We start from the raw sequence: 13,132 nt of genomic DNA, 5'->3' as shown, positions 1-13,132 counted from the left end.
AGGCCGCCCTCCCGGCACCTCAAAAAAGATCGCAAGGCGTGCAGCCCCTCCAGGCCGCGCGCTTTGTGGTGTCTGCGTTACAGTAGCTTTTGAGTCGTAGCGGTCAGAATTAAAAAAGTTTTGACTAGCACAGCATATCGCTTTAAACCTTTCATAAATGCGACATAGATTTGCGACATTTCGTCGCTAAATTTGTGAGCGTTCGTGTCGGTGTGTACAATGACCTCCCTTTTGCCCCCGCTAAGCCGGCGTACGTTCGGCGTGGAAGGTAACCGGTTGAATTGAAAAGAAATTTGCCTCGATATAAGAGGCAGCCTGGTGAGAAAGTGTCTATGAAAGCAGGTCTGTACCAACCCGATGAATTCAAGGATAACTGCGGTTTCGGCCTGATAGCCCATATGCAGGGCGAGCCCAGTCATACCCTTTTGCAAACGGCCATCGAGGCCCTGACCTGCATGACCCACCGCGGTGGGATCAACGCCGACGGCAAGACCGGTGACGGTTGCGGCTTGCTGATTCAAAAGCCCGACCAGTTCCTGCGCGCGGTCGCCAAGGAGCATTTCGCGGTCGACCTGCCCAAGCAGTACGCCGTGGGCATGGTATTTTTCAACCAGGACCCGGTCAAAGCCGAAGCCGCTCGCGAGAACATGAACCGCGAGATCATCGCTGCCGGCCTGCAGCTGGTGGGCTGGCGTAAAGTGCCGATCGACACCAGCGTGCTCGGCCGCCTGGCCCTTGAGCGCCTGCCGCAGATCGAACAAGTGTTCATCGCAGGCGACGGCCTGAGCGACCAGGATATGGCGATCAAGCTGTTCACCTCCCGTCGTCGCTCGTCCGTGGCCAACGCCGCCGATGTCGACCACTACATCTGCAGCTTTTCCCACAAGACCATCATTTATAAAGGCCTGATGATGCCGGCGGACTTGACCGCCTTCTATCCAGACCTGAGCGATGAGCGCCTGCAAACCGCCATTTGCGTGTTCCACCAGCGCTTCTCCACCAACACCCTGCCGAAATGGCCGCTGGCCCAGCCATTCCGCTTCCTCGCCCACAACGGCGAGATCAACACCATCACCGGCAACCGCAACTGGGCCGTGGCCCGTCGCACCAAGTTCGCCAACGATTTGATGGACCTGGAAGAGCTCGGCCCACTGGTCAACCGCGTGGGCTCCGACTCCTCCAGCATGGACAACATGCTCGAGCTGATGGTCACCGGCGGCATCGACCTGTTCCGTGGCGTGCGTATGATCATTCCGCCTGCGTGGCAGAACGTCGAGACCATGGACCCGGATCTGCGTGCATTCTACGAGTACAACTCGATGCACATGGAGCCGTGGGACGGCCCGGCCGGCGTGGTCATGACCGACGGTCGCTACGCGGTGTGCCTGCTCGACCGTAACGGTCTGCGCCCGGCCCGCTGGGTCACGACCACCAACGGTTTCATCACCCTGGCGTCGGAAATCGGCGTGTGGAACTACAAGCCGCAAGACGTTATCGCCAAGGGCCGTGTAGGCCCTGGCCAGATCCTCGCCGTGGACACCGAAACCGGCCAGATCCTCGACACCGATGCCATCGACAACCGCTTGAAGTCCCGTCACCCGTACAAGCAATGGCTGCGCAAGAACGCCCTGCGCATCCAGGCGACCATGGAAGACAACGACCACGGTTCGGCGTTCTACGACATCGACCAGCTCAAGCAGTACATGAAGATGTACCAGGTCACGTTCGAAGAGCGCGACCAGGTCCTGCGCCCGCTCGGCGAGCAGGGCTACGAGGCGGTCGGCTCCATGGGCGATGACACGCCGATGGCCGTGCTGTCCCAGCGCGTGCGCACGCCGTATGACTATTTCCGCCAGCAGTTCGCCCAGGTGACCAACCCACCGATCGACCCGCTGCGCGAAGCCATCGTGATGTCCCTGGAAGTGTGCCTCGGTGCCGAGCGCAACATCTTCCAGGAGTCGCCTGAGCACGCCTCCCGCGTGATCCTCAGCTCGCCGGTCGTTTCCCCGGCCAAGTGGCGTTCGCTGATGACCCTGGAGCGGCCGGGTTTCGACCGCCAGATCATCGACCTGAACTACGACGAGAGCCTCGGCCTTGAAGCCGCTGTGCGCAACGTCGCCGACCAGGCCGAAGAAGCCGTGCGCGCCGGGCGTACCCAGATCGTGCTGACCGACCGTCATATCGCTCCAGGCAAATTGCCGATCCACGCGTCTCTGGCCACCGGCGCGGTGCACCACCGCCTGACCGAAAAAGGCCTGCGCTGCGACTCCAACATCCTCGTGGAAACCGCCACCGCCCGCGACCCGCACCACTTTGCGGTGTTGATCGGCTTCGGCGCCTCGGCGGTGTACCCTTTCCTCGCTTATGAAGTGCTGGGTGACCTGATCCGTACCGGTGAAGTACTGGGCGACCTCTACGAGGTGTTCAAGAACTACCGCAAGGGCATCACCAAGGGCCTGCTGAAGATCCTGTCGAAGATGGGCATCTCCACCGTCACCTCCTACCGTGGCGCGCAGCTGTTCGAAGCCATCGGCCTGTCGGAAGAAGTTTGCGAGCTGAGCTTCCGTGGCGTGCCGAGCCGCATCAAGGGTGCGCGTTTCGTCGACATCGAAGCCGAACAGAAAGCCCTGGCCGCCGAAGCCTGGAGCGCGCGCAAGCCGATCCAGCAAGGTGGCCTGCTCAAGTTCGTGCACGGTGGCGAATACCACGCCTACAACCCGGACGTGGTGAGTACCCTGCAAGCCGCCGTGCAGCAGGGCGACTACGCCAAGTTCAAGGAATACACCGCGCTGGTGGATAACCGCCCGGTGTCGATGATCCGCGACCTGTTCAAGGTGAAGACCCTGGATACGCCGCTGGCCATCAGCGAAATCGAACCGCTGGAATCGATCCTCAAGCGCTTCGACTCTGCCGGTATTTCCCTGGGCGCCTTGTCGCCTGAGGCCCACGAAGCCCTGGCCGAAGCCATGAACCGCCTGGGCGCGCGTTCCAACTCCGGTGAAGGCGGTGAAGACCCGGCGCGCTACGGCACCATCAAGAGCTCGAAAATCAAGCAGGTTGCCACTGGCCGTTTCGGTGTGACCCCGGAATATCTGGTCAACGCCGAAGTGCTGCAGATCAAGGTGGCCCAGGGCGCCAAGCCCGGTGAGGGCGGCCAACTGCCGGGCGGCAAGGTCAATGGCCTGATCGCCAAGCTGCGTTATGCGGTACCGGGCGTGACCCTGATCTCGCCGCCGCCGCACCACGACATCTACTCGATTGAAGACTTGTCGCAGCTGATTTTCGACCTGAAGCAAGTCAACCCGCAGGCCCTGGTCTCGGTGAAACTGGTCGCAGAAGCGGGCGTCGGTACCATCGCCGCCGGCGTGGCCAAGGCCTATGCCGACCTGATCACCATCTCCGGCTACGACGGCGGCACCGGCGCATCGCCGCTGACCTCGATCAAGTACGCCGGCGCACCGTGGGAACTCGGCCTGGCGGAAACCCACCAGACCCTGCGCGGCAACGACCTGCGCGGCAAAGTGCGGGTGCAGACCGACGGTGGCCTGAAGACCGGCCTCGACGTGATCAAGGCCGCCATCCTCGGCGCCGAGAGCTTCGGTTTCGGCACCGCGCCGATGATCGCCCTGGGCTGCAAATACCTGCGCATCTGCCACCTGAACAACTGCGCCACCGGCGTCGCCACTCAGAACGAAAAGCTGCGCAAGGATCACTACATCGGCACCGTCGACATGGTGGTGAACTTCTTCACCTACGTCGCCGAAGAGACCCGTGAGTGGCTGGCCAAGCTCGGCGTACGTTCCCTGGAAGAGCTGATCGGGCGCACCGATCTGCTGGACATCCTCGAAGGCCAGACCGCCAAGCAACAGCACCTGGACCTGACGCCGTTGTTGGGCAGCGATCACATCCCGGCAGACAAGCCACAATTCTGCCAGGTGGATCGCAACCCGCCGTTCGACAAGGGCCTGCTGGCCGAGAAGATGGTCGAGATGGCCGGTTCCTCGATCAACGACGCCAGTGGTGGCGAATTCGCCCTGGATATCTGCAACTGCGACCGTTCCATCGGCGCACGCATCTCCGGCGAAATCGCACGCAAGCATGGCAACCAGGGCATGGCGAAAGCGCCAATCACCTTCCGCTTCAAGGGCACTGCGGGCCAGAGCTTCGGCGTCTGGAACGCCGGCGGCCTGCACATGTACCTGGAAGGCGACGCCAACGACTACGTAGGCAAGGGCATGACCGGCGGCAAGCTGGTCATCGTTCCGCCCAAAGGTAGCGTCTACAAGACCCAGGACAGTGCCATCATCGGCAACACCTGCCTGTACGGTGCCACCGGTGGCAAGCTGTTCGCCGCGGGTACGGCCGGTGAGCGTTTCGCCGTGCGTAACTCCGGTGCCCACACCGTGGTGGAAGGCACTGGCGATCACTGCTGCGAGTACATGACCGGGGGCTTTGTCGCGGTATTGGGCAAGACCGGTTACAACTTCGGTTCGGGCATGACCGGCGGTTTCGCCTACGTGCTCGACCAGGACAACACCTTCGTCGACAAGGTCAACCACGAGTTGGTCGAGATCCAGCGGATCAGCGGCGAAGCCATGGAATCCTACCGGAACCACTTGCAGCACGTGCTGGACGAGTACGTCGAGGAGACCGGCAGCGAATGGGGGCGTAACCTCGCCGAAAACCTCGATGATTACCTGCGTCGTTTCTGGCTGGTCAAGCCCAAGGCTGCCAACCTGAAATCGTTGCTTTCCAGCATCCGTGCCAACCCGCAGTGATATGCGCCTGAAGAGTTTGATGAGGTTTTAACATGGCTGAACGTCTGAATAACGACTTCCAGTTCATCGATGTCGGGCGCAAAGATCCGAAGAAGAAACTGTTGCGTCAACGCAAGAAAGAGTTCGTGGAAATCTACGAGCCCTTCAAACCCCAGCATTCGGCCGATCAGGCCCACCGCTGCCTGGGTTGCGGTAACCCGTATTGCGAATGGAAGTGCCCGGTGCACAACTTCATTCCCAACTGGCTCAAGCTGGTGGCCGAGGGCAACATCCTCGCCGCCGCCGAGCTGTCCCACCAGACCAACACCCTGCCGGAAGTTTGCGGCCGGGTATGCCCGCAGGACCGCCTGTGCGAGGGTGCCTGCACCCTGAACGACGGCTTCGGCGCGGTGACCATCGGTTCGGTGGAGAAGTACATCACCGATACCGCGTTCGCCATGGGCTGGCGTCCGGACATGTCCAAGGTAAAGCCGACCGGCAAGCGTGTCGCGATCATCGGTGCGGGCCCGGCGGGCCTGGGCTGTGCCGACGTGCTGGTGCGCGGCGGCGTGACCCCGGTGGTGTTCGACAAGAACCCGGAAATCGGCGGCCTGCTGACCTTCGGCATCCCCGAGTTCAAGCTGGAAAAGACCGTGTTGAGCAATCGCCGCGAAGTCTTCACCGGCATGGGCATCGAGTTCCGCCTGAACACGGAGATCGGCAAAGACGTGACCATGGAGCAACTGCTCGAAGAATACGATGCGGTGTTCATGGGCATGGGCACCTACACCTACATGAAGGGCGGCTTTGCCGGTGAGGACCTGCCGGGCGTTTACGACGCGTTGGACTTCCTGATCGCCAACGTCAACCGCAACCTGGGCTTTGAAAAGTCGCCGGAAGATTTCGTCGACATGAAAGGCAAGAAGGTCGTGGTCCTCGGCGGCGGCGACACCGCGATGGACTGCAACCGTACCTCGATCCGCCAGGGCGCCAAGTCGGTGACCTGTGCGTATCGCCGTGACGAAGCCAACATGCCCGGCTCGCGCAAAGAGGTGAAGAACGCCAAGGAAGAAGGCGTGAAATTCCTCTACAACCGCCAGCCGATCGCCATCGTCGGTGAAGACCGCGTCGAAGGCGTGAAGGTGGTCGAGACCCGTCTCGGCGAACCGGACGCCCGTGGCCGCCGCAGCCCCGAGCCGATCCCGGGCTCCGAAGAGATCATCCCGGCCGACGCCGTGGTCATCGCTTTCGGTTTCCGCCCAAGCCCGGCGCCGTGGTTCGAGCAGTTCGAGATCCAGACCGACAGCCAGGGCCGCGTTGTCGCCCCGGAACAAGGCCAGTACAAGCACCAGACCAGCAACCCGAAAATCTTCGCCGGTGGCGACATGGTGCGCGGCTCTGACCTGGTAGTGACGGCGATCTTCGAAGGCCGCAATGCCGCCGAAGGGATCCTGGACTACCTGCAAGTCTGACCCTGATCCCAGGTTGAAATGCGATCAAAATGTGGGAGGGGGCTTGCTGTGGTGAGCGGGCTTGTCCCGCGCCGGGCTGCGAAGCAGCCCCTTTGATCTGCGGTGAACCCGACGGGGGGCAAGCCCCCTCACCACAGCTAGCTACCGCGACAAATTGACCCGATAGACAAAAGGCACCGCTCTTGCCGTGCCTTTTGCGTCGCGCTCTGAGAAAATGCCCGCACTTTTTTTGCGGATGCCGACATGACTGCCCTCAAGAACGACCGTTTCCTTCGTGCCCTGCTCAAGCAACCCGTGGACGTCACCCCTGTGTGGATGATGCGCCAGGCCGGTCGCTACCTGCCGGAATACCGCGCCAGTCGCGCCCACGCCGGCGACTTCATGAGCCTGTGCATGAACCCGGAGTTCGCCTGCGAAGTCACGCTGCAGCCACTGGATCGCTACCCGCAACTGGACGCGGCCATCCTCTTCTCCGACATCCTCACCATCCCTGACGCCATGGGCCAAGGCCTGTACTTCGAGACCGGCGAAGGCCCGCGTTTCAAGAAAGTCATCAGCACCCTGGCCGATATCGAAGCCCTGCCGATCCCCGACCCGCACAAAGACCTTGGCTACGTGATGGACGCCGTCAGCACCATCCGCCGCGAGCTGAACGGCCGCGTGCCGCTGATCGGCTTCTCCGGCAGCCCATGGACCCTGGCCACCTATATGGTCGAAGGCGGCTCGTCGAAAGACTTCCGCAAGACCAAGGCCATGCTCTACGACAACCCGCAAGCCATGCACCTGCTGCTGGACAAGCTGGCCCAGTCGGTCACCTCCTACCTCAACGGCCAGATCATGGCCGGTGCGCAAGCCGTGCAGATCTTCGATACCTGGGGCGGCAACCTGTCCGCGGCGGCGTACCAGGAATTCTCCCTGGCCTACATGCGCAAGATCGTCAGCGGCCTGATCCGTGAACACGAAGGCCGCAAAGTGCCGGTCATCCTGTTCACCAAGGGCGGTGGCCTGTGGCTTGAGAGCATCGCCGACGCTGGCGCGGATGCACTTGGCCTGGATTGGACCTGCGATATCGGCGATGCCCGTCGTCGTGTCGGTGGCAAGGTCGCGCTGCAAGGCAACATGGACCCGACCGTGCTGTACGCCAAGCCGGAAGCGATCCGCACCGAAGTCGGCCGCATCCTGGCCAGCTACGGCACAGGCAGCGGCCACGTGTTCAACCTCGGCCATGGCATCACTCCGGAAGTGAACCCGGACCATGCGGGTGCGTTCCTGCAGGCCGTGCACGAGCTGTCAGCGCAATACCACCCGTAATATTCCCGCCTGAATCGGATCCCCCTTTGCCTGGCGAAGGGGGATTCGTTGCGTTTCAGCGTTCGTTAAGTCCTGCCTTGGTAGTGTGGGTGCTTTGGGATTTCTCCTACAGCCTCCGGTAACTTGCCTCGGTAAAAATCCTACCCGACTCTTCCTCTCGCCAGTGCATGGCGTTTATTGTCAGGTGATATCAGGATGAACACTTCAGCGTATTCAACGAGCCAGAAACTGCTGCATTGGGTTTCGGCTGTCATTATTGTGTGGGCGTTATTGTCGGGTTTTTTCGTGGCTGTATTCAGCGTGCCCGCCTCGGTCAAGGCGTGGGTGGCGTTCTTCAATGTGTCGCTGACCACTGTCTATATTCCGGTGTTTGTCTTGCGGGTCTATTGTTCCTTTGCCCACGGCCTGGACTTTTCCGTCAAGCGAACACTGCAGGAATACCTGGCGTTGCTGGTTCACAAGGCCATGTACCTGGTGCTCGCCGTGGTGTTGGCGACCGGCGTGCTGATGATGGATCGCCCGATCAATATCTTTAACCTGCTCTCCATCGCCCCCCTCGACAACGACCCGGCCCGCATCGCCCTGTATACCCGTGTGCATGTGCTCTCGTGTGTGGGGTTGCTGCTGATGCTGGTCCTGCATATCGGCGCCGTGGTCATGCATGAGCGCCGAGGCAAGCGGGTGATGGCGCGGATGTCTTTTGAGAAGACATCCGGTGCTGTGCTCGGGGATCAGGGTGTCAGAATTTGTTCTGCAAATCGTGCAACCACATGATCGAAGGCTTGCTGATTACCGAGTTCTATCGCGCGTAATGCAGTCGTAATGGTTTTGAAGTCCTCGTCAGTGGCCTGGGCAACAAATGCCGGATCGAATACGCGCTCTAAGGCATCTTGGCGGCGGTTGTTCAGATAGGCGATATCCAAGGCTAGGACTTCGATCATTTTTGTTGCTGGCGAGTCATTGGTATGTGTCGCTTGGATTTGCCCCGTCAATAGATAGCGGAAGCGCAGTTCACAACCGTCCTCGGTGGGCGAGATATGTTCAGCTTCATCAAACCAATTGCCTTTGACGTGCCCGCAATGCAAAGGCGAACCGGGCTTGGTTTCCCTGATGCAGGAGGCATGAAGGTTTTGGTATTCAAGCGCCAGCTCTTCGAAATGCTCCTGGGGACGGAAGTGTTCGATGTGGCTGGATGCAGCATCAATATCTCTGCCGCAGTAACAACAAAAGCCACCTTGTTCCAGCAATAAGCTGACATGCAGTTCACGTTTTTCGGGATTCTGCAGCGTAGAGTATGTGGGTACCCATTCGTCGTTGATTGAAGCTTTCCACTGACTAAAAGAAGCAGGTTCAGTTCCTTTGAACACTTGTTTCATTTTCCGAGTATCTCCTTGCGGCGAATCAGCGCTTGGGCACCAGCAAATTCGGGTAGGTCTGGCGCTAGTTTTTTAAGTGCTTGGAGCTGGGTTTTGGCCTTTTCCAGTTCGTTATCTTCGATGGTGCTGAATAGTTCGCTTAGAAGTACTTCTACTTTTGGCTCGCGCTCGGAGACACCCATGACTTCTTCAAGGATTCGGCTGGAGTCTAATCCATAAGTAACGCGGGGATGAGAGGGGGATTCATTAGTTAAGAGAATGACTTCTCCTGGCCTGAGACTACCAATAATTTGAGGCGAGTGACTGGCTGCGATGAATTGGATTTTAGGGAATAGTTTTTTCAAAGTCGAAGCTATTGTCCGCTGCCATCCAGGGTGCAAGTGGATGTCCAGTTCGTCGATTATGACAATTCCAGTTGTCTCTTCTAAAACTTTATTTTTTAAGTGTGGATTGAGTAGGCACATTCGCCGGGCTATGTCAGAAACCATTGCCAGCATGCCGCGCTGTCCATCGCTCAAACTGTTAAAAGTTAAGCTTCTATTGTTTTCAAAATGCACCAGTAAGCTGCGAATACCAAGGTCGTACTCAATCCCTTTTGCGTCAGGTAGAGCGTGGGTCAGTGCTGAATTTATCAGTTGGAGCTCGTCATTGAACTTGGGTGATGCTGTGGAACGAGACATTTTCTGAAGGCGTTCTAAGGTTTTTCCAATAAGCCAGCTTTCAAATGTTTCTAGATTTGCAGAGGCATCAAACCAGTCTTTGTAGGCGTCTAGTCTTGAGGGTTGTTGGCGTGCTGCGAATTCAACAGATATATCAGACGAATTCCATCGGCGGTCAGCTCGATAAAAAGCCATGAGCGGGAGATCAACAATTTTTTTTGATGATGGGTTGAGGATATCAATTGAACTGTTGAGTACTGGGATATCAAAGACCTTGAGTTGACCTTCACGTACCAACGATTCATTCCAAGCCGCGCGGCCGAAAGCGGAGCCGACAGCATCCAGTGTCACGGGATATATACGTTCAAACCTATAGCGACCCTCGAACTCTTGGATTTCGAACCTTGCATCTTGGTTTGAGATCTGAAGAGCCGCTCCCCCCAATGACGATGAAAACGAATACAGGCTTGCCGCCACCGCCTGCAACAACGAAGTCTTGCCACTCCCATTAACCCCCACCACCAGGTTAAAACCTGGCTGAAAGTCAAAAGTGGCATCTTCGTAGCAACGAAAATTCTGAATATGAAGCTGGTCCAGGCGCATTCTGGCTTTCCTTTACCAAGACTGACGAATGCCGACAGTGTACCTTGGCCCGCCGGAACCGCCAGAGGTGCAGGCGTTACGCGCTTTTTGCGCTCCCCAACGGCGGCAACTTCGCCAACTTCAACGCCACCAGCAACGCACCCATCAATAGCGCCACGATAAACGAGCCGATGCCGTTCCATCCGCCGAAGTGCCAGAAGAATCCGCCCGCTGTCCCGGCGATGCTTGAGCCTACGTAATAGCAAAACAGATACAGCGACGACGCCTGCCCCTTGGCTTTCACCGCGCGGCGCCCGATCCAGCTGCTGGCCACCGAGTGGGCGCCAAAGAAGCCGAAGGTGAAGATCAGCATGCCCGGCACCACCAGCCACAGTGGGGTGAACAGGGTCAGGGCCATGCCGGCGAGCATCAGCACGATGGTGGCCCAGAGCACGCGGCGGCGGCCGAGGCGGTCGGCCAGGGAGCCGATTTTCGCCGAGCTGTAGATGCCCGAGAGGTACACCAGCGACAGCAGGCCCACCACGGCCTGGCTCAGGTCATACGGGTCGGCCAGCAGGCGATAGCCGATGTAGTTGAACATCGTCACGAACGCGCCCATCAGCAGGAAGGCTTCAAGGAACAGCCACGGCAGGCCGGCATCCTTGAAATGCATGACGAAGCCATCCACCAGGCTGCGGGGCTTGAGGCTGCTGGCGCGGAAGTTGCGCGATTCGGGGAGAATCTTCCAGAACACCGTGGCGGCAATCAACGCCAGGGCGCCGATGATCAGCATTGCGGTGTGCCAGCTGACGAAGTCGATCAGTACACCGATGATCAGGCGTCCGCTCATGCCCCCGATGGCATTGCCGCCGATGTACAGGCCCATGGCCAGGCCGATGTGCTGGGGGTGGATCTCTTCGCTCAGGTACGTCATCGCCACGGCAGCCAGGCCGCTCAAGGACAGGCCCACCAGCGCACGCATCAGCAAAATCCCTTCCCAGGACGGCATCAAGCCGCTGGCGATGGTCGCCAGCGCTGCGCAAAACAACGCGGCGACCATCACCGGCTTGCGGCCCAGGGTGTCGGAAATCGGCCCGGTAATCAGCAAACCCAGCGCCAGCATCGCCGTCGCCACTGAGAGGATCAGGCTGCTTTGTGCCGCATTGATCGAGAACTCGTGGGACAGCGCCGGCATCATCGGCTGCACGCAATACAGCAGGGCGAACGTGGCGAAGCCGCCGGAGAACAGCGCCAGCACCGTGCGCATGAACATCGGCGTGCCTTTTTCGATGTACGCGTCATTGAGCTGCGCCACCACCTCATCCAGGGCGGTGGGCGGGACTTCTTGGGCGAATGGAGCGACAGCAGATTTCACGGAGACCTCGGGGAGGAAAAGCCTGCCAGGACTGGCAATGCAAAAAAGAATATAGCCGGCTAATGATTCTTTCCAATATATTGTTCGACCCGTTTGATAGCTTTTACGACCTAATGAGGCTGGCATGGAATTACGTCACCTGCGGTACTTCATCGCTGTCGCCGAGGAGCTGCACTTTGGTCGCGCGGCGCAGGTGCTGGGCATCTCGCAACCGCCATTGAGCCAGCAGATCCAGGCGCTGGAGCAGGAGGTGGGCGCGCGCTTGTTTGAGCGTACCAATCGTCGGGTCGAGCTGAGCGAGGCCGGGCGCTTGTTCCTGCACGAGGCGCGGCTGGTGCTGGCCCAGGTCGACAAAGCGGCAGACGTGGCCCGCCGTGCGCAGTTGGGGGAACTGGGCGAATTGAAGATTGGCTTCACCTCGTCGGCGCCGTTCAACTCCACGATTCCGCAGGCGATCTTCGCGTTTCGCCAAGCCTTCCCGGCGGTGCACCTGAACCTGCAGGAAATGAGCAGCACCGAAGTGGCCGAATCGCTGGTGGATGAGTCGATCCAGGTTGGGCTGATGCGTCCGCTGCCGTTGCCGGACTCATTGAGTGTGATTGAGCTGATGCGCGAACCGCTGGTTGCCGTATTAAACGCTGACCACCCCTTAGTGGAGGGCAGTGAGCGTGGCCTGCACCTTGCGCAACTGGCGGAGGAACCCTTTGTATTTTTCCCTCGCACCTACGGCAGTGGCCTGTACGCCCAACTGCTCAACCTGGCCCGCGATGCCGGTTTCAGCCCGCACTTCGCCCAGGAAGCGGGGGAGGCGATGACCATCATCGGGTTGGTGGCGGCGGGCTTGGGCGTGTCGGTGCTGCCGGCGTCGTACCAACGGATACGCATCGATGGCGTGGTCTATCGCACCTTGCTGGATCAGGAGGCGGTGACGGCGGTATGGCTGGTGCAGCGCAAAGGCGCACAAACGCCGATGGCGAAGGCGTTTGTGGAGTTGTTGGTGGTGACCGGGCTAGCCCCAAATCTGACGCTGTGATCTGCCTGAAAAAACGCGGTGATCTTAATGGGGCTGCTACGCAGCCCAACGCTGGCGGTGCGACGATTCGACAAGCCCGCTCGCCACAGAGGTTGTGCCCGGCCTTGGTTTTACTTCGACGTTCCCGTCTGCTCAAACAACTGCGCTGCCGACCCTGCCTCACCACTCACGCCATTGCTGCGCAGTCCCGCCATGATGTCGCTGTCCAGGTTGTTCACCCAACGGTTGTAGTTGCGATGGATCTTGCCGTCCTTGTAGCCCAGTTGGCGGCTGTCGCGGTAGGTGATGGCGTAGCTGTTGCGGGTGTAGCGGATGTCGATGGCCGCGTAGTACTGGTTGCGCACGATGATTTCGGCCTGTACCAGTTGCGGGCTCAGGCGTTGCACTGTCCAATCGCGTTTTTGCAGGGCGTTGACGATCACCTTTTTCATCTTTTCTTCGCTGACCTGGGCGTCGGCCGGCAGGTCGTGCTGGGTGTTGAGGACCGGCTTGCTGGTGCAGCCGGCGGTGACCAGCAGAGCCAGGGTGATCAGGGTGACGCGTAGCAAGGAAGACATTCCGTATTCT

Annotated in this window: 9 protein-coding genes; 5 read left to right on the top strand and 4 right to left on the bottom strand. The window is 59.6% G+C overall.

Annotation, left to right across the window (positions count from 1 at the left end):
- Positions 1 to 332: 332 nt before the first annotated feature.
- The 4 genes from gltB (at position 333) to BFP99_RS03695 (ending at position 8,314) form a co-directional block, all read left to right on the top strand.
- On the top strand, positions 333 to 4,778 hold the full coding sequence (gene gltB / locus BFP99_RS03710; RefSeq protein WP_065946654.1) for a glutamate synthase large subunit: 4,446 nt from the start codon (positions 333 to 335) through the stop codon (positions 4,776 to 4,778).
- 32 nt (positions 4,779 to 4,810) lie between these two features.
- The gene (locus tag BFP99_RS03705) at positions 4,811 to 6,229 is read left to right on the top strand and encodes an FAD-dependent oxidoreductase (protein WP_053140574.1); all 1,419 of its coding nucleotides are present in this window, start codon (positions 4,811 to 4,813) and stop codon (positions 6,227 to 6,229) included.
- Between the two features lie 243 nt (positions 6,230 to 6,472).
- Positions 6,473 to 7,540, top strand: coding sequence for a uroporphyrinogen decarboxylase (gene hemE, locus BFP99_RS03700; RefSeq protein WP_065946653.1), 1,068 nt, complete (start codon positions 6,473 to 6,475; stop codon positions 7,538 to 7,540).
- 195 nt (positions 7,541 to 7,735) lie between these two features.
- Positions 7,736 to 8,314 carry a cytochrome b/b6 domain-containing protein gene (locus BFP99_RS03695; RefSeq protein WP_065946652.1) on the top strand — a complete coding sequence of 193 codons (579 nt, stop codon included), beginning with the start codon at positions 7,736 to 7,738 and terminating at the stop codon, positions 8,312 to 8,314.
- Here BFP99_RS03695 and BFP99_RS31680 read toward each other — a convergent pair.
- The 3 genes from BFP99_RS31680 to BFP99_RS03680 form a co-directional block, all read right to left on the bottom strand.
- Positions 8,272 to 8,916: a retron system putative HNH endonuclease gene (locus BFP99_RS31680; protein ID WP_083221129.1), complete on the bottom strand. Its 645-nt coding sequence runs from the start codon at positions 8,914 to 8,916 to the stop codon at positions 8,272 to 8,274. The genes BFP99_RS03695 and BFP99_RS31680 overlap by 43 nt on opposite strands.
- Positions 8,913 to 10,178: an AAA family ATPase gene (locus BFP99_RS03685; protein WP_065946651.1), complete on the bottom strand. Its 1,266-nt coding sequence runs from the start codon at positions 10,176 to 10,178 to the stop codon at positions 8,913 to 8,915. Before BFP99_RS03685 ends, BFP99_RS31680 begins: the two co-directional genes overlap by 4 nt.
- Positions 10,179 to 10,254: 76 nt before the next feature.
- A complete protein-coding gene (locus BFP99_RS03680; RefSeq protein ID WP_370737631.1) occupies positions 10,255 to 11,484 on the bottom strand; it encodes an MFS transporter in 1,230 nt (409 codons plus the stop codon).
- Between the two features lie 172 nt (positions 11,485 to 11,656).
- Here BFP99_RS03680 and BFP99_RS03675 point away from each other — a divergent pair, with 172 nt between their 5' ends.
- Positions 11,657 to 12,565 carry a LysR family transcriptional regulator gene (locus tag BFP99_RS03675; RefSeq protein ID WP_065925704.1) on the top strand — a complete coding sequence of 303 codons (909 nt, stop codon included), beginning with the start codon at positions 11,657 to 11,659 and terminating at the stop codon, positions 12,563 to 12,565.
- A 110-nt stretch (positions 12,566 to 12,675) separates the two neighbouring features.
- Here the strand turns inward: BFP99_RS03675 and BFP99_RS03670 are convergent, their stop codons facing one another.
- The gene (locus tag BFP99_RS03670) at positions 12,676 to 13,122 is read right to left on the bottom strand and encodes a hypothetical protein (RefSeq protein WP_065946649.1); all 447 of its coding nucleotides are present in this window, start codon (positions 13,120 to 13,122) and stop codon (positions 12,676 to 12,678) included.
- Positions 13,123 to 13,132: the final 10 nt, after the last annotated feature.

The organism is Pseudomonas sp. 1 R 17 (genome assembly GCF_900067035.1).
Classification (GTDB): Bacteria; Pseudomonadota; Gammaproteobacteria; order Pseudomonadales; family Pseudomonadaceae; genus Aquipseudomonas; species Aquipseudomonas marginalis.
Note: the sequence above shows the minus strand (reverse complement) of the source record. Positions and strands in the feature narration are given on the sequence as shown.

What these genes read in the sequence shown, in the direction of transcription:
- BFP99_RS03675 (WP_065925704.1), top strand. Translation starts at nt 11,657, where the DNA reads ATGGAATTACGTCACCTGCGGTACTTCATCGCTGTCGCCGAGGAGCTG.
- BFP99_RS03670 (WP_065946649.1), bottom strand. Translation starts at nt 13,122, where the DNA reads ATGTCTTCCTTGCTACGCGTCACCCTGATCACCCTGGCTCTGCTGGTC.
- gltB (WP_065946654.1), top strand. Translation starts at nt 333, where the DNA reads ATGAAAGCAGGTCTGTACCAACCCGATGAATTCAAGGATAACTGCGGT.
- BFP99_RS03705 (WP_053140574.1), top strand. Translation starts at nt 4,811, where the DNA reads ATGGCTGAACGTCTGAATAACGACTTCCAGTTCATCGATGTCGGGCGC.
- BFP99_RS03695 (WP_065946652.1), top strand. Translation starts at nt 7,736, where the DNA reads ATGAACACTTCAGCGTATTCAACGAGCCAGAAACTGCTGCATTGGGTT.
- hemE (WP_065946653.1), top strand. Translation starts at nt 6,473, where the DNA reads ATGACTGCCCTCAAGAACGACCGTTTCCTTCGTGCCCTGCTCAAGCAA.
- BFP99_RS31680 (WP_083221129.1), bottom strand. Translation starts at nt 8,916, where the DNA reads ATGAAACAAGTGTTCAAAGGAACTGAACCTGCTTCTTTTAGTCAGTGG.
- BFP99_RS03685 (WP_065946651.1), bottom strand. Translation starts at nt 10,178, where the DNA reads ATGCGCCTGGACCAGCTTCATATTCAGAATTTTCGTTGCTACGAAGAT.